Origin of the sequence: Paracoccus sp. (in: a-proteobacteria) (assembly GCF_030538755.1) — a bacterium.
GTDB lineage: Bacteria > Pseudomonadota > Alphaproteobacteria > Rhodobacterales > Rhodobacteraceae > Paracoccus.
Genome location: NZ_JAUNTJ010000026.1, coordinates 1 through 15,332, shown reverse-complemented (window position 1 = coordinate 15,332; position 15,332 = coordinate 1). Strand labels below are relative to the sequence as shown.

The window sequence follows — 15,332 nt, the reverse complement described above, 5'->3', positions numbered from 1 at the left end:
AGGCCAGCGATGCGACACCCCGACAACCTGCCGCCGCTTGCCCCTCCGCCCGCTGCCCGGCGCGGCGTTTTGGCGGCGCTGCGATCCTCTTTTCTGGCCGGGCTGATCGTGGTCGCGCCCATCGGCATCACCGTCTGGCTGATCTGGACGCTGACCGGCTGGATCGACGGCTGGGTGCTGCCGCTGGTGCCGAACCGCTGGCGACCCGAACATTACATCGGCATCCCGCTGCGCGGCGTCGGCGTGGTGCTGTTTCTGGCCTTTACCGTGCTGATCGGCTGGCTGGCCAAGGGCTGGGCCGGGCGCAACCTGATCCGCACCGGCGAACGCATCGTGGACCGGATGCCCATCGTGCGATCCGTCTATGGCGGGCTGAAACAGATCGCCGAAACCATCCTGTCACAGTCCGAGGCGCGCTTTGACCGCGCCTGCCTGATCGAATACCCGCGCAAAGAGGTCTGGGCACTGGCCTTTGTCACCGGCCCGGCCAAGGGCGAAATCGCCGCGCTGAACGACCAGCCGATGCTGGCGGTGTTCATGCCGACCACCCCCAACCCGACCACCGGCTTTCTGCTCTATGTCCCCGCCAGCGACGTCATCCTGCTGGATATGAGCATCGAGGACGCGGCCAAGCTGATTATCTCGGCCGGGCTGGTTTACCCGACCCCGCCCGCCACGCCGGAAACCGCCACGCCCCTCAGGTAAACAGCGCCGACAGATCGACCGTATCGCGCCGATTCAGCGCATCGGCGTTCTGGTCCAGCCAGCGGTCGGCGGCGTCCTGACCGCAGGCCATCATCTGCCCCAGCAGGCCGGGATCGGGCATGATCTTGGTGCGCGCGGTCAGATTCGTCATCAGCTCGTCGTCCAGAATCATGTGAACCAGCACATCCTTCATCTGCTGGTTCGCCAGCCGCCTTTCGTCGAACAGACCGTTCAGCATGTCGAACAGCTTCAGCTCGCCAATGCGGCGGCTGGCGGCGCGGCGTTCCTGAAACAGCCGTTTGACAAAGTTGATCGCCCGCAATTCCGACAACAGCGCCGCGTTAAAGCTGACCTCGTTCAGCCGGTCCTGAATCGCCGCGGGCGTCTTGGGCAGGTTGTCGCGCCGCATCGGGTTGATGTTCACGATCACGATGTCGCGCGGCAGATCGGGGGTATACAGCGGAAACAGCGCCGGATTGCCGGAATAACCGCCGTCCCAATAGGCTTCGGAAATGCCGGTGGCCGGGTCGGTGATCTCGACCGCGCGAAACAGCGTCGGCAAACAGGCCGAGGCCATCACCGCATCCGGCGTCGCCTGATCGCCGGTGAAGATCTTGACCCGCCCGGTGCGGACATTGGTGGCCGTCACAAAGAACTGCGGCCCCTTGTCCGTGCCGAAATCCGGGTAGGGCAGCGTCTTCAGGATCGAGCCCAGCGGATTCACATAGAACGGACCGTAATCATAGGGGCTGACAAAGCGCGTCAGATTGTCCATCCAGGCAAAGGGCGAAAATATCTCGGCCATCCGCTCGAACTGGCGCGGAACCGGGAACATCGAATGCAGCCAGCGCACCACGCGGTTGTCGCTGGCCTGCCCGACCTCAGACCACAGATGCGCCAGGTTCACCCGCGCCGCGCGCCGCCCGGCCCCGGCCCCCGCCGCCAGCCCGGCCTTCAGCGCGGCACCGTTCATCGCCCCGGCCGAGGTGCCGGTGATCCCCTCGATATGCAGCCAGTCCTCGTCCAGCAGCCGGTCGATCACCCCCCAGGTAAAGGCCCCATGCGCGCCACCGCCTTGCAGGGCAAGGTTGATGTATTTGTCTTTCATGCTGCGGTCTCCGTTTTGGGGGGTGGCAGGATGCCGGTTAAACCATGCCGCGATTCAGCGCAAAGATTGAACGCGGCAAAGCCGGTTTCCGTTGCGTCCGATATGACGCCACCCGGACAAGAGCTTCGGCACAGCCGCCCAGCTTTGTGAAAACCTTCGCAAGCCCCGCCAACCGGTCGCGCCGATCCGGGCCTGACAAACAGCCAATCCGGCACCCGCCCCGCCGAATATCACAACAGGTTGCCAGGCACCGCACGGCCGCGCAAACCGACACCCCGCACGCACCCATGCTTCCTGTTTGTAATAAATACGCATCCCCCAACCCGCCCATCGCCGCCCGGATACCAGACACCAGCCTCGCGGCCGCACCCCCGCCGCCGAGGTCACAATGCCCGATCCACCCGCCTGATCGCCTTCGCCCTGATCTCGCAGGCCCGAATCCCCTGAGTTTCGTGTCCTACATGCTCAGCGCGGCCTTCGGAATCACCGCGCTGGTCATGCCAGGTGCCCCGAGCCTATGACGCGCTGCGGCTGCTCGGCGCGGCCTATCTGCTGCGGCGGGCCTGACAGGCGCTGCGCCCCGGCGCGCAAGCGGTCCTTGCCCCGCGCACCCTGCCCCATGACAGCGTCCGACGGCTGTTCCTCATGGGCTTTGTCACCAACCTGCTGAAGCTTAAGATCGCGGCGATATATCAGTCGCGCTGCCGCAGTTCATCCAGCCGGGCAGCGGATCGGTGCTGGCACAATCGCTGACCTTGGCCACGATGCAAATCTCGATCAGCATCACCATGAACGCAATGATCGCGCTTGGCGCAGGGGCCGTGGCGCTGTTTCTGGCCCGCCATCCCGGCTGGGCGCTGGCTGATGGCAACAGTGCTGCCCGGCCTCGCGCTGCATCTGGCGACAGAAAAACGCTGAAAACCCCGACAGGCTGTGCACAGTTTGTGCACAGCTTGTGTACACCCGGTGCACGGTCTGTGCAGCGAAAAACCCAGCATTCCCTGCCCCAAACGCATCAGCGTTGCGCAAGGCACAGCACCGCAACGCCCGCAGCCGTTGCGCGCCCCCATGCTTCCTGTTTGTGATAAATACGCATCACAACCGCGCCACCCGGCACGGCAGAGCATCAGTCCTCGGCGTTGGCCTCGGCCCGGCTCTTGCCCGCCACATCCATCGCCAGAGTCGCGGCCATGAACGCATCCAGATCGCCGTCCAGAACACCCTGCGTATCGCTGGTTTCCTCGGATGTGCGCAGGTCTTTCACCATCTGATAAGGGTGCAGCACATAAGACCGGATCTGGTTGCCCCAACCCGCATCGCCCTTGGCGTCATGCTGCGCGTTGATGGCCGCATTCCGGCGATCCAGCTCGACCTGATACAGCCGCGACCGCAGGGCATTCATCGCCGCCTCGCGGTTCTGGTGCTGCGATTTCATGCTGCTGGTGACAACGATCCCGGTCGGCAGGTGCGTGATCCGCACGGCGGAATCGGTGGTGTTGACGTGCTGCCCGCCCGCCCCCGACGACCGATAGGTATCGATCCGTATGTCGTTGTCGGGAATGGTAATTTCGATGTTATCATCGACAACCGGATAGACCCAGACCGACGAAAAAGACGTATGCCGCCGCGCCGCGCTGTCATAGGGGCTGATCCGAACCAGCCGGTGAACGCCGCTTTCGGATTTCAGCCAACCATAGGCATTATGCCCGCTGATCTTATAGGCGGCGCTGCGGATACCCGCCTCGTCTCCGGCGTTTTCGGAAATCAGTTCAACCTGATAGCCGCGCTTTTCGGCCCAGCGAACATACATCCGCGCCAGCATCGAGGCCCAGTCGCAACTTTCCGTGCCACCCGCGCCCGCGTTGATTTCCAGAAAGGTGTCATTGCCATCGGCCTCGCCGTTCAGCAGGGCCTCCAGTTCCTTTTGCGCAGCGGTTTCGCGCAGGGATTTCAGCGCCGCCTCGGCCTCGGCCACCACTTCGTCATCGCCCTCGGCCTCGCCCAGTTCGATCAATTCGGCATTGTCATCAAGGTCCTGGCTCAGCCGGCGATAGGTTTCGACCGCATCCGACAGCGCCTGCCGGTCGCGCATCAGTTTCTGCGCGCGGGCCGGATCGGACCACAGGTCGCCATCCTCGATCATGGCATTCATTTCTTCCAGCCGGTGCGGCGCCGTGTCCCAATCCATGCGTTGAGCAAGCAGGATCAGCGATTTGCGGATCGCTTCAATGGTGGCCTGAGTTTCTGCGCGCATGGGTTCGTGCCTTTGGGTCGGATTGGTTAGGCGTGATAGCCTGTGCAAGGGGCGCGGGCAAGGGATCGTGCGGCACGGCCGGATTTTGCGTATTTAGGCAAACAGGAAGCCATCAGGCCACGGCGCATGGATCGTAGCCGTAGATCCAGTCGAATTGCCCCGCCAGACGGTCGGGGGCAAAGCGCCCGATGCCGCGCAGCCCGATACGGGCCGCCAGTGCGGCGGGGCCTTGCAGGTGATAGGCGGTGGCATTGCGGCTGGCGGCGGCGACGATGCGGGTGCAGCGATCCTGCCGCAGCGACTGGAACCGGGCCAGCGCGGCGGGCTGATCGGCGTCGGCGTCCAGACAGGCGGCCAGTTGCCAGGCGTCCTCGATTGCCATCGCGGCGCCCTGCGCCATGAAGGGCAGCGTCGGATGGGCGGCATCGCCGATGATAACGCGGCTGTCGTCGTGCCAGCGTCGGGCGACATCGTGGCGGAACAGGCCCCAGACTCCGGTTTCCTGCACCTGCGCCAGCCAGCCCGGCACCGGCCCGCCAAAGCCGGCAAAGGCACGGCGCAGGTTGGCGGGGCTGTCGGCATAGGACCAGCCCTCGGATTTCCAATGCGGGCGGGCCAGCACGGCGATGATATTGCGCAGCCCTCCGGTCAGGGGATAGCTGACCAGATGCCGCCCCGGTCCCATGAACAGGTCGGCCCAGGGCGCTGTGCCATCGTCGGGGATCAGCATCCGCCATGCGGTCTGGCCGGTGTAGAAGGGCCGCGCCGGGCCGTTCAGCGCCGCGCGCACCATGCTGCGCAGCCCGTCCGCCCCGATCAGCAGCGGCGCTGTGGGCAGTTCCTCGACCGGGGTGTTCAGGCGAATCTGTGCCCCTGCGTCGCGCGCGGCCTGTTCCAGCATCTCGACCAGCCGGGCGCGGTGGAACAGGCGGAACGGTGCGTCGGGCTGGCGTGCGGGCAGGTCAAGCTGCACCAGCCGCCGTCCGGCGGCGCTGTGCATCCGCACCCCGTTCGAGCGCAGCGACACGGCATCCGCCGCCTCGGCCAGCCCAAGCGCCGCCAGCACCCGGCCCGCATTGGGCGAGATTTGCAGCCCCGCGCCGACTTCGCGCAGCGCATCGGCCTGTTCCAGCACTGTCACCTGTGCGCCCCGCTGCGCCAATGCGGTGGCGGCGGTCAGCCCGGCCACCCCTGCGCCGATGATGGTGACGGGGCGGTTGCGCAATGATGAGGGTCGAGTGCTGGTCATGCCGCAGCGTAACCCTTGGACTGGGGTGCGGCAAGCGCAGCGGTCTGCGGCATATGCGCCGCACCGCCGGTCTGCTTACCCGTTGGCAAAGCCGGTTCCGTGACAGCCGCTCAGGTGCCCCCCCTGCCGCAGCAGCGTCAGGGGCGAGAAGGCAGATCAGCCGACCGCCACCCCGCCATCAGTCGTCGCGATGCACACGTTCCTTGCGTTCGTGCTTTTCCTGCGCCTCAAGCGTCATGGTGGCGATGGGGCGGGCGTCGAGACGTTTCAGGCTGATCGGTTCCCCGGTCATCTCGCAATAGCCGTATTCGCCATTGTCGATGCGGCGCAGGGCTGCGTCGATTTTCGACACCAGCTTGCGCTGACGGTCGCGGGTGCGCAACTCGATGGCGCGGTCGGTTTCCTCGGACGCGCGGTCAGCAAGGTCGGGGACATTGCGGGCGCTGTCTTGCAAACCTTCCAGCGTCTCGGCGGACTGATCCAGCAGTTCCTGCTTCCACGCCTGCAACTTGCGACGAAAATATTCAAGCTGCCGATCATTCATGAACGGCTCGTCCTCGGCGGGACGGTAATCCTGCGGCAGGAAGGTCTGGGCTTTCATAACACCTCCGGCTGATGCCGTGCACTGGTCCGCGTTTCCGCCGCCCGCTTAACGGATGGATCACCGCTTGTCACGGGTCAATTGCCCTGACCTTTGCGCGAAGGTTGCGGGGGGCGCAACGTCCGGCTAGGTTTCGCCGCGTCACAAGGCAAGAAAGGGGCTGCTGGTGCGCTTTGAAGGAACCGAAAATTACGTTGCTCCGCCAGATCTTGCCGTCGCGGTGAACGCCGCCGTCACATTGGAACGCCCGCTGCTGGTCAAGGGCGAACCCGGCACCGGCAAGACCGAACTGGCCCGGCAGGTGGCCGCCGCCATGGGCTTGCCGATTCTGGAATGGCATGTGAAATCAACCACCAAGGCGCAGCAGGGGCTTTATGAATACGACGCCGTATCGCGGCTGCGCGACAGCCAGCTGGGCGATGCGCGGGTTCACGATGTGGCCAATTATATCCGGCGCGGCAAGCTGTGGCAGGCCTTCGAGGCCGAGGGCCGTGTGGTTTTGCTGATCGACGAGATCGACAAGGCCGACATCGAGTTCCCCAACGATCTGTTGCAGGAACTGGACCGGATGGAGTTTCACGTTTACGAGACCGGCGAAACCATCTGCGCCCGTCAGCGCCCGGTGGTCATCATCACCTCGAACAACGAAAAGGAACTGCCCGATGCATTCCTGCGCCGGTGCTTTTTCCACTATATCCGTTTTCCCGACGCCGAAACGCTGAAGCAGATCGTCGAGGTGCATTACCCCGGCCTGAAGCCGCGCCTGCTGGACGAGGCGCTGCGCCAGTTCATCGAGCTGCGCGAGGTTCCGGGGCTGAAGAAAAAGCCATCGACCAGCGAGTTTCTGGATTGGCTGAAGCTGATTCTGGCCGAAGATCTGGCGCCCGAGGATCTGAAAAAGGCCCCCGACCAGATGCTGCCGCGTCTGCATGGCGCGCTGTTGAAGAATGAACAGGATGTGGCGCTGTTCGAGCGGCTGGCCTTTATGGCGCGGCGTCAGGGGCGTTAGGCGAGGCCGGTCCGGGGGCCAGCCCCCGGACCCCCGGGATATTTTCAAACGAAAGACAGGTGTGGCATGGTTCGGGTTCGGTCGGTTGCGCCAGAGGATCGCGCGGCGTGGCAGCGGCTTTATGAGGGCTATCATGCCTTTTATCGGCGCGAGGGCTTGGCCGGGTCGTTCTACGATCAGGCTTTCGCGCGGCTGACGGGTGGGGATTTTCACGGGCTTGTGGCCGAGGATGGCGGGTGTCTGTTGGGGTTGGTGCATTACGTTTACCATCCGAACCTGTGGCGGCCCGAAGGGGTATGTTATCTGCAAGACCTGTTCACCGCGCCGGATGCACGCGGGCGGGGCGTGGGCCGGGCCTTGATCGAAGCGGTTTACCGGGCGGCTGATCTGGCCGGGGTTCCGACCGTCTATTGGCTGACCGCCGAGGATAATTATGCCGGGCGGATGTTGTATGACCGGGTGGGGCAGCGCACGCCGTTTATCCGCTATATGCGGCCCGGCTGACGGTGCTTGCGATTGCCCCCTGCGCGCCGTTAAAGGGGGCATCCTGTCAGGAAAGGCGTGTCTCATGTCAGATCAATCCGCCCTTGTGCCCAAGCCCGGCATCATGGACATCGCGCTGTATGTCAGCGGCGAGGCGAAGATTGCCGGGCATGACCATGTGCTGAAACTGTCGGCGAACGAAAATCCGCATGGGTGCAGCCCCGCCGCGCAGGCCGCGTTCGAGGCGGCGGCGACCGCGCTGAACCGCTATCCGGCCACCGATCACGGGCCTTTGCGCGCGGCCATCGGGCAGGTTCACGGGCTGGACCCGGAACGGATCATCTGCGGCGTCGGATCAGACGAGGTGCTGCAATTCGCGATGCAGGCTTTCGTCGGTGCGGGGGATGAGGCGATCATCACCCGGCATGGCTTTTCCATGTATCCGATCCTGGCCCGCGCCGTGGGGGCCGTGCCGGTGATCGTCGAGGAACGCGACCGGCGCGTGGATGTGGACGCTATTCTGGCCGCCGTCACCGACCGCACGCGGGTTGTGTTTGTGACCAACCCCGGCAATCCGACCGGCACCATGCTGGACAGCGCCGCGCTTGACCGGCTGGCCGCTGCGCTGCCCCCGCATATTCTGCTGATCCATGACGGCGCCTATATGGAGTTCGCCGGTTGCGATGATCCCGGCATCGCCTTGGCTGACGCCTATCCGAATGTGCTGGCGACGCGGACGTTTTCCAAGATTTATGGTCTTGGCGGGTTACGGATCGGCTGGGGCTATGCGCAGCGCCCGCTGATCGAGGTGCTGGCGCGTATCCGTCAGCCGTTCAACCTGTCGAATGCGCAGATGGATGCCGCGCAAGCCGCCGTGCTGGACCGCGATTTCACCGCTTTTTGCCGCGATGAAAACGCCCGCCTGCGCGATTTCCTGCGGCAATCGCTGGTGCAGATGGGGATTGGCTGCGACGAAAGCCATGCGAATTTTGTGCTGGCCCGCTTTGCCAGCACCGAACAGGCGCGCCGCTGTGACGCCGCCCTGCGAGAGGCGGGGATTCTGGTGCGCCGCGTCGATGGCTATCACCTGCCCGACTGCCTGCGCATCACCATCGGCACCGAGGATGACTGCCGCCGCCTGATCGACACCATCGGCGGCTTTATGGCCCATGAAAGGGGCGCGGAATGAGCGTGATTTTCGACCGGGTGGCCTTGATCGGGCTGGGGCTGATCGCCGGGTCCATGGCCCATGCCATGCGGGATAACGGGCTGGCGCGGCATGTCGCCGGCTATGCCCGCAGCGCGGAAACGCGGGCGGTGGCGGCAGACATCGGGCTGTGCGACAGCGTGCATGACAGTGCCGCCGATGCGGTGAAGGGTGCCGATCTGGTGGTGCTGGCCGTGCCGGTTGGTGCGATGGCCGCCGTTGCCGCCGAAATCGGCCCGCATCTGAAACCCGGCGCCGTGGTCACGGATGTGGGTTCGGTCAAGCAGGCGGTGATCGAGGCGGTCGCCCCGCATCTGCCCGACAGCGTGCATTTCGTCCCCGGCCACCCGCTGGCCGGGACAGAACAATCGGGGCCGCGCTCGGGCTTTGCCACGCTGTTCGTGAACCGCTGGTGGCTGCTGACCCCCCTGCCCGACACGGATGCGGCGGCGAAACAGCGGCTGACCGACCTGATCCTTGGCATGGGTGCGCAGGTCGAGGATATGGACCCGATCCACCACGATCTGGTGCTGGCCGTCACCAGCCACACCCCGCATCTGATCGCCTATACCATGGTCGGCGTGGCCGATCACCTGCGCCGCGTCACCGATGAAGAGGTCATCAAATACTCTGCCGCCGGTTTCCGCGACTTTACCCGGATCGCCGCCAGCGACCCGACCATGTGGCGCGACGTGTTCCTGCACAACAAAGAGGCGACGCTGGACATCCTTGGCCGCTTTACCGAGGAACTGTTCGTCTTGCAGCGCGCCATCCGCATGGGCGACGGGCAGTTGCTGCACGACTATTTCACCCGCACCCGCGCCATCCGCCGCGGCATTATCGAGGCCGGGCAGGATACGGCGGCACCCGACTTTGGCCGGGGTGGCTAGGGGCTGAACCCAAGCCCGGCGCGTTACCAGTGCGGCGGGCGCTGATCGGCCAGCGGAATGGTGCCGCCGGTATCGGCGATGCGCTCTGCCTCGGCCCGCATCAGCGATTCGACGCGCGCGGTCAGGCGCGTGATTTCGCGATCCTGCCGGGCGGCCACCTCGGATAATTCATCGACGGTGCGCGTCAGATGCGCCACCGTTTCTTCCAACTGGTTCATCCGCTTGTCCATCACGCCCCCATCCGCTAGACCGCCCGCAACCGGCCCGAAAGGCAGCGATCATGGCAAAAGATCAAAAGAAACAGCCCCGTCCCAAGGCAGACACGCCCAAGGGCTTTCGCGACTATTTTGGCGCGGATGTGACAGAACGCAAGGCGATGCTGGACCGGATCGCCGAGGTTTATCACCGCCACGGCTTTGACCCGCTGGAAACCAGCGCCGTCGAAACGGTCGAGGCACTGGGCAAGTTCCTGCCCGATGTGGATCGCCCCAACGCCGGTGTCTTTGCCTGGCAAGAGGCCGAAGTGCCCGGCGGCGGCGCGGGCGACTGGCTGGCGCTGCGCTATGACCTGACGGCCCCTCTGGCGCGGGTGGCGGCGCAGTTCCGCAATGACCTGCCCTCGCCCTACCGGCGCTATGCCATGGGGCCGGTCTGGCGCAATGAAAAGCCGGGGCCGGGCCGGTTCCGGCAGTTTTATCAATGCGATGCCGACACGGTGGGCGCGGCATCCGTGGCCGCCGATGCGGAAATCTGCGCCATGCTGGCCGATGCGCTGGAATCGGTGGGCATCGCGCGCGGCGATTACATCGTGCGGATCAACAACCGCAAAGTGCTGAACGGCGTGCTTGAGGCGGCGCAGGTGCGCGACGATCAGGCCGACGACGTGCTGCGCCAGATCGACAAGTTCGACAAGGTGGGCGAGGCTGGCGTGCTGGCGCTGCTGACCACGGGCCGCAAGGATGACAGCGGCGCGGTGATCGACGGCGTGGGCCTGTCGCCGGATCAGGCAGCGCCGGTGCTGGCCTTTCTGACCAGCAAGGGCGCCGATAACGCCGCCACGCTGGCCAATCTGCGCGCCGCCATCGGCGCATCCGCCACCGGGGCCGAGGGCGTGGACGAGTTGGCGCAGATGGCCGACCTGCTGGCCAGCCTTGGCGTGGGCGAGGATCGGGCGGTCATCGACCCCTCCGTGGTGCGCGGTCTGGGCTATTACACCGGCCCGGTGTTCGAGGCCGAGCTGACCTTTGAAATCCTTGATGAAAAGGGGCGCAAGCGGCAGTTCGGTTCAGTTGCGGGCGGCGGGCGCTATGACGGGCTGGTCGAGCGATTCACCGGGCAAAAGGTGCCCGCGACCGGTGTTTCCATCGGCGTTGACCGCCTGCTGGCCGCGCTGCGCGCCAAGGGGCTGACCGGGGCCGAGGCAGCCGGGCCGGTTGTCGTGACGGTGATGGACCGCGACCGGATGGCCGATTATCAGGCCATGGCGGCCGAGCTTCGCGCCGCCGGTATCCGGGCCGAGGTTTATCTGGGCAACCCCAAGAACTTTGGCAACCAGTTGAAATATGCCGACAAACGCGCTTCACCCGTCGCCATCATCCAGGGCGCGGACGAGGCGGCGCGGGGCGTGGTGCAGGTGAAAGACCTGATCCTTGGGGCGCGCATCGCCGCCGAGGCCACGCATGACGAATGGAAATCCCAGCCTGCCCAGACCGAGGTCGCGCGCAGCGATCTGGTCGCGGAAGTGCGGCGGATTCTGGCATGATCCCGAAACGCGCCAAACAGGCCATCGGCCAGCGTCTGATGGCGGCCTTTCGCGAGGCCGGGGCAGCCGAGGTTGCGCCCGACATCCTGCTGCCCGCCGACACGCTGCTGGATCTGTATGGCGAAGACATCCGCGCCCGCGCCTATGTCACCTCTGACCCGATCCGGGGTGAAATGATGCTGCGCCCCGATTTCACCGTGCCGGTGGTGCAGGCGCATATGGAAAACGGGGCAGAGCCGGCGCGCTATTGTTACCTGGGCGAGGTGTTTCGCAAGCAGGACATGGGCGACACCCGCCCCGATGCCTTGCGCGATTCCGAATATTTGCAGGCCGGGTTCGAGTTGTTCAGCCGCGATCCGGCCGCCGATGCCGAGGTGTTCGCGCTGTTTCACCGCCTGCTGGCACCCCATGGGCTGACGGCGGAAACCGGCGATATGGCGCTGGTGCTGGATGCGGTGCGCGGCTTGCCCTTGCCGCAGGCGCGGCGCGCGGCGCTGTTGCATCACGTCTGGCGTCCGGGCCGGTTTCAGCGGTTGCTGGCACGGTTTTCCGCCCCCGCCACGCCGCGCGATTTCCCCGCCAGCGATGCGCCGTGGAACGGGCTGCGCAGCAAGGCCGAGATGGCCGCGCGCATCGCCCGGATGCAGGCCGACATGGCTCAGGCCCCGCTTGCGCCCGAATGGCAGGACCGGCTGGCCCGGCTGATGGCCCTGCGCGCCCCTGCCCCGCAGGCCGTGGTAACGCTGCGCGATCTGGCCCGTGACATGCCCGCCATCGCCCCCGCCACCGACAGGCTGGCAACCCGGCTGGATGCCATTGCAGCGCATGGGATCGACCCGGCCAGCATGATCTTTGACGCCAGCCACGGGCGCAGCACGATGGAATATTACGACGGTTTCACCTTTACCTTTACCGCCCCCGACCGCAGCGGCTGGCCCCCGGTCGCATCCGGCGGGCGCTATGACGCGCTGACCGCCGTTCTGGGCAAAGGCCGTGCGATCCCGGCTGTGGGCGGCATCATCCGCCCCGGCCTTGTCGCCGAACTGGAGGGCGCGGCATGATCCGCCTTGGTGTGCCCTCCAAGGGGCGGCTGATGGAGCAGACCTTCGACTGGTTCGCGGATCGCGGCGCGCGCCTGTCACGCGCCGGGTCTGATCGCGAATATGCCGGCCGGGTCGAGGGGGTGGACAACCTGTCGCTGGTGCTGCTGTCAGCGGGCGAAATCCCGCGCGAACTGGCCGCCGGGCGCATCGAACTGGGTGTGACCGGCACCGATCTGGTGCGGGAAAAGCTGCCCGGCTGGGCCTCGGACGTGGCCGAGATCACGCCGATGGGCTTTGGCCATGCCGACCTGATTCTGGCCGTGCCCGCCTGCTGGGCCGATTGCGACGATCTGGACGATCTGGCCTCGGTCGCGCGCGATTTCCGCGCCGAACACGGGTTCCGCCTGCGGATCGCGACGAAATATCACCGGCTGGTGCGGGCATGGCTGGCCGCGCACGAAGTCGCCGATTATCAACTGGTGGACAGTCAGGGCGCGACCGAAGGCACCGTCGCCAACCAGACCGCCGAGGCCATCGCCGACATCACCAGCAGCGGCGAAACCCTGCGCGCCAACCACCTGAAAATATTGAACGAACCACCCATCCTGCAATCGCAGGCAACGCTGTTTGCGCGGCGTGCGGCGATGGATATGCCCGAAACCATCGACCTGCTGCGCCGCCTGAGCCTTGCATGAAGCCGCGGTCCGCGACCACCTAAACCGGTGGCGCCAGAGGCCGCGGCAGCGGCTGCGTACCGGCCAGAACCGCACGCCAGACCTGTTCGATCTGCCGCGCCTTGGCGTCCCAGGTAAAATCTGCCTGAACCCGCGCCCGCGCCGCCACAGCCATGCCCGGCAGGGCCGAGGGATCTGCCGCAACCCGTTCCAGCAAGGCGCGCAGATCAGCGATAACCTGTTCGCGCGGACCGATCGCGACCTTGAAACCGGTGTCCGGCGTCACCAACTCGCCCGGACCGCCGTAATCCACCACGACCGGGACAATCCCAAGCGCCATCGCCTCAAGCACCACCCCGCCACCGAATTCGCGGATCGAGGGAAAGGTCAGAAGGTGACTGTTGACCGCGACTTTCTGCAATTGAGTGTGATCCAGCCAGCCGTGAAAGGTAACGGCCGACGTCACGCCTTCGCGCGCCACAAGCGCCTTTAGATTGTCCTCCTCTGGGCCTTCACCGATGATGTCCAGACACATCCTCCCATCCCGCAGCAATGGCAGTGCGGCGGTAATCGCCATATCAACCCCCTTCAACGGCACCAGGCGACCGATGAAACAGGCCCGCAGCGGCAAAGTGCCGGGTTGCTGGGCCAGCAGGCTGAATCTGATGGGATCAATGGCATTTTCAGGCAGCCACACGGCCTTGTGACAGTGGCGGGCGGGGATTTCGGCCAGCGCATAACGTGATCCGCACATGATGACATTGGCAGCCGCCAGTGTCTTGGCCCGCCCCGGCATCATCTTGTAAATGCCGCGCAGATGAGACAGCCACTCTTTTTCGCGCCGCTGTTCTGTGGCGAAGCCCCTGGGCCATGGCACACCGCCGTTCAGCGGCCCGACAACAAATGGCACCCCTGCGCGGCGGCAACGGGGCGCGATCAGGCTGTTGGCGGTCAGCGTCAGCGGCGTTACCCGATGCACCAGATCCCATTTGCCCGCCCGGATCTCTGCCCCGAATCTGCGCCAGATCAGATGCTCGAAAAAGCCATAGCTCAGTGACGAGATGGCGGTGTTAATCGTCCAGCCGACATTCTTGCCGCCGCGCAGCCGCTGTGCCAGCCGCCACATCGGCGCGGCCAACGCCTCGCTGTCAATGGCGGTGAAATCGCGCCCCTCGACCAGACCGGCACGCAAGATTGCGTCACGGTTGCGGATCTGTGTGACCAGATGAACGTCAGCCACGCGGCGCAGCGCATTTGCAACTGACCATCCTACCAGCGGCACCGATACCCATTCAGGATTCGCAGCCTCAGCTATCACCAACACTCGGGGGGGGGGGGGGATTACCGCACATCACACACACAAAAGCAACATAACACACTGAAATTTTTGTAACAATCCTAGCATGAAGTCAATGAGAATAATGAGATCGTAGTTAATGCAAAATCGGAAAGCACCCGTTGACAGCGCCCATCATGCCCCCTAGATCAGCGCCATTGGCACTCACCAAAAGCGAGTGCCAACAGAAACACTGAAACCTGAAACGGAGTGTTCACTATGGCATTCAAACCGCTGCACGACCGCGTGCTGGTTCGCCGCGTCGAATCTGAAGAAAAAACCAAGGGCGGGCTGATTATCCCCGATTCCGCCAAGGAAAAGCCCGCTGAAGGCGAAATCATCGCCGTGGGCGAAGGCGCGCGCAAGGATTCGGGCGAGCTGATCGCACCGGCGGTCAAGGCGGGCGACCGCGTTCTGTTCGGCAAATGGTCGGGCACCGAAGTGACGGTCGATGGTGAGGAACTGCTCATCATGAAGGAAAGCGACATTCTGGGCATTCTGGCCTGATCGTCGATCCTTCCAACTAAATTCAGGAGATTCAAATGGCTGCGAAAGAAGTCAAGTTCAATACCGACGCCCGCGACCGGATGCTGAAAGGCGTCAACATTCTGGCCGATGCGGTCAAGGTTACGCTGGGTCCGAAAGGCCGCAACGTCGTGATCGACAAATCCTTCGGCGCGCCCCGCATCACCAAGGACGGTGTGTCGGTCGCCAAGGAAATCGAACTGGCCGACAAGTTCGAAAACATGGGTGCCCAGATGGTCCGCGAAGTGGCCAGCCGCACCAATGACGAAGCCGGCGACGGCACCACCACCGCCACCGTTCTGGCTCAGGCCATCGTGCGCGAAGGCATGAAAGCCGTCGCCGCCGGCATGAACCCGATGGATCTGAAACGCGGCATCGACCTGGCGACCGGCAAGGTTGTCGAGGCGATCAAAGCCGCCGCCCGCCCGGTCAACGACAGCGCCGAAGTCGCGCAGGTCGGCACCATCTCGGCCAACGGCGAAGCCT

Annotated in this window: 16 protein-coding genes; 10 read left to right on the top strand and 6 right to left on the bottom strand. The window is 64.9% G+C overall.

The window, feature by feature from the left end:
• Positions 1–9: 9 nt before the first annotated feature.
• Positions 10–705 (top strand): DUF502 domain-containing protein, encoded by a 696-nt coding sequence (locus tag Q4G14_RS13385; protein WP_303362258.1) that lies wholly within the window; start codon positions 10–12, stop codon positions 703–705.
• Here Q4G14_RS13385 and Q4G14_RS13380 read toward each other — a convergent pair.
• From Q4G14_RS13380 to dksA, 4 genes are all read right to left on the bottom strand, one after another.
• Positions 698–1,813: a patatin-like phospholipase family protein gene (locus Q4G14_RS13380; protein WP_303362257.1), complete on the bottom strand. Its 1,116-nt coding sequence runs from the start codon at positions 1,811–1,813 to the stop codon at positions 698–700. The two genes, Q4G14_RS13385 and Q4G14_RS13380, sit on opposite strands and share 8 nt — an antisense overlap.
• Before the next feature lie 1,126 nt (positions 1,814–2,939).
• Positions 2,940–4,067: a peptide chain release factor 2 gene (gene prfB / locus Q4G14_RS13375; protein WP_303362256.1), complete on the bottom strand. Its 1,128-nt coding sequence runs from the start codon at positions 4,065–4,067 to the stop codon at positions 2,940–2,942.
• 112 nt (positions 4,068–4,179) lie between these two features.
• Positions 4,180–5,316: an FAD-dependent oxidoreductase gene (locus tag Q4G14_RS13370; protein WP_303362255.1), complete on the bottom strand. Its 1,137-nt coding sequence runs from the start codon at positions 5,314–5,316 to the stop codon at positions 4,180–4,182.
• 178 nt (positions 5,317–5,494) lie between these two features.
• Positions 5,495–5,917: an RNA polymerase-binding protein DksA gene (gene dksA / locus Q4G14_RS13365; RefSeq protein WP_303362254.1), complete on the bottom strand. Its 423-nt coding sequence runs from the start codon at positions 5,915–5,917 to the stop codon at positions 5,495–5,497.
• 166 nt (positions 5,918–6,083) lie between these two features.
• On the opposite strand from dksA, the gene Q4G14_RS13360 reads away from it, so the two are divergent.
• The 4 genes from Q4G14_RS13360 (at position 6,084) to Q4G14_RS13345 (ending at position 9,506) form a co-directional block, all read left to right on the top strand.
• Positions 6,084–6,926 carry a MoxR family ATPase gene (locus Q4G14_RS13360; RefSeq protein WP_303362253.1) on the top strand — a complete coding sequence of 281 codons (843 nt, stop codon included), beginning with the start codon at positions 6,084–6,086 and terminating at the stop codon, positions 6,924–6,926.
• 66 nt (positions 6,927–6,992) lie between these two features.
• Entirely contained in the window at positions 6,993–7,430 is a 438-nt protein-coding gene (locus Q4G14_RS13355) for a GNAT family N-acetyltransferase (protein WP_303362252.1), read from the top strand.
• A 64-nt stretch (positions 7,431–7,494) separates the two neighbouring features.
• A complete protein-coding gene (gene hisC, locus Q4G14_RS13350; protein WP_303362251.1) occupies positions 7,495–8,598 on the top strand; it encodes a histidinol-phosphate transaminase in 1,104 nt (367 codons plus the stop codon).
• The gene (locus Q4G14_RS13345; protein ID WP_303362250.1) at positions 8,595–9,506 is read left to right on the top strand and encodes a prephenate/arogenate dehydrogenase family protein; all 912 of its coding nucleotides are present in this window, start codon (positions 8,595–8,597) and stop codon (positions 9,504–9,506) included. Before hisC ends, Q4G14_RS13345 begins: the two co-directional genes overlap by 4 nt.
• A gap of 23 nt (positions 9,507–9,529) precedes the next feature.
• Here Q4G14_RS13345 and Q4G14_RS13340 read toward each other — a convergent pair whose 3' ends face one another.
• Positions 9,530–9,736 (bottom strand): SlyX family protein, encoded by a 207-nt coding sequence (locus Q4G14_RS13340; protein ID WP_303362249.1) that lies wholly within the window; start codon positions 9,734–9,736, stop codon positions 9,530–9,532.
• Positions 9,737–9,786: 50 nt separating this feature from the next.
• Here Q4G14_RS13340 and hisS point away from each other — a divergent pair, with 50 nt between their 5' ends.
• The 3 genes from hisS to hisG are packed head-to-tail and all read left to right on the top strand — an operon-like array spanning position 9,787 to position 13,006.
• Positions 9,787–11,268, top strand: coding sequence for a histidine--tRNA ligase (hisS, locus tag Q4G14_RS13335; RefSeq protein ID WP_303362248.1), 1,482 nt, complete (start codon positions 9,787–9,789; stop codon positions 11,266–11,268).
• Positions 11,268–12,329, top strand: a complete 1,062-nt coding sequence (locus tag Q4G14_RS13330) for an ATP phosphoribosyltransferase regulatory subunit (protein ID WP_303362280.1) — start codon at positions 11,268–11,270, stop codon at positions 12,327–12,329. Before hisS ends, Q4G14_RS13330 begins: the two co-directional genes overlap by 1 nt.
• Positions 12,326–13,006: an ATP phosphoribosyltransferase gene (hisG, locus tag Q4G14_RS13325; protein WP_303362247.1), complete on the top strand. Its 681-nt coding sequence runs from the start codon at positions 12,326–12,328 to the stop codon at positions 13,004–13,006. The genes Q4G14_RS13330 and hisG overlap by 4 nt, the downstream gene beginning before the upstream one ends.
• A gap of 19 nt (positions 13,007–13,025) precedes the next feature.
• Here the strand turns inward: hisG and Q4G14_RS13320 are convergent, their stop codons facing one another.
• Entirely contained in the window at positions 13,026–14,327 is a 1,302-nt protein-coding gene (locus Q4G14_RS13320) for a glycosyltransferase family 4 protein (protein WP_303362279.1), read from the bottom strand.
• 213 nt (positions 14,328–14,540) lie between these two features.
• Between Q4G14_RS13320 and groES the strand changes: the two genes are divergently transcribed.
• The gene (gene groES, locus Q4G14_RS13315) at positions 14,541–14,828 is read left to right on the top strand and encodes a co-chaperone GroES (RefSeq protein WP_303362246.1); all 288 of its coding nucleotides are present in this window, start codon (positions 14,541–14,543) and stop codon (positions 14,826–14,828) included.
• 35 nt (positions 14,829–14,863) lie between these two features.
• Positions 14,864–15,332, top strand: a 469-nt coding sequence (locus tag Q4G14_RS13310; protein ID WP_303362245.1) for a TCP-1/cpn60 chaperonin family protein, incomplete at its 3' end; no start/stop codon positions are given.

Excerpts from the sequence above, each read along its gene's own strand:
- Q4G14_RS13385 (WP_303362258.1), top strand. The coding sequence starts at position 10 with ATGCGACACCCCGACAACCTGCCGCCGCTTGCCCCTCCGCCCGCTGCC.
- Q4G14_RS13380 (WP_303362257.1), bottom strand. The coding sequence starts at position 1,813 with ATGAAAGACAAATACATCAACCTTGCCCTGCAAGGCGGTGGCGCGCAT.
- prfB (WP_303362256.1), bottom strand. The coding sequence starts at position 4,067 with ATGCGCGCAGAAACTCAGGCCACCATTGAAGCGATCCGCAAATCGCTG.
- Q4G14_RS13370 (WP_303362255.1), bottom strand. The coding sequence starts at position 5,316 with ATGACCAGCACTCGACCCTCATCATTGCGCAACCGCCCCGTCACCATC.
- dksA (WP_303362254.1), bottom strand. The coding sequence starts at position 5,917 with ATGAAAGCCCAGACCTTCCTGCCGCAGGATTACCGTCCCGCCGAGGAC.
- Q4G14_RS13355 (WP_303362252.1), top strand. The coding sequence starts at position 6,993 with ATGGTTCGGGTTCGGTCGGTTGCGCCAGAGGATCGCGCGGCGTGGCAG.
- hisC (WP_303362251.1), top strand. The coding sequence starts at position 7,495 with ATGTCAGATCAATCCGCCCTTGTGCCCAAGCCCGGCATCATGGACATC.
- Q4G14_RS13345 (WP_303362250.1), top strand. The coding sequence starts at position 8,595 with ATGAGCGTGATTTTCGACCGGGTGGCCTTGATCGGGCTGGGGCTGATC.
- Q4G14_RS13340 (WP_303362249.1), bottom strand. The coding sequence starts at position 9,736 with ATGGACAAGCGGATGAACCAGTTGGAAGAAACGGTGGCGCATCTGACG.
- hisS (WP_303362248.1), top strand. The coding sequence starts at position 9,787 with ATGGCAAAAGATCAAAAGAAACAGCCCCGTCCCAAGGCAGACACGCCC.
- hisG (WP_303362247.1), top strand. The coding sequence starts at position 12,326 with ATGATCCGCCTTGGTGTGCCCTCCAAGGGGCGGCTGATGGAGCAGACC.
- groES (WP_303362246.1), top strand. The coding sequence starts at position 14,541 with ATGGCATTCAAACCGCTGCACGACCGCGTGCTGGTTCGCCGCGTCGAA.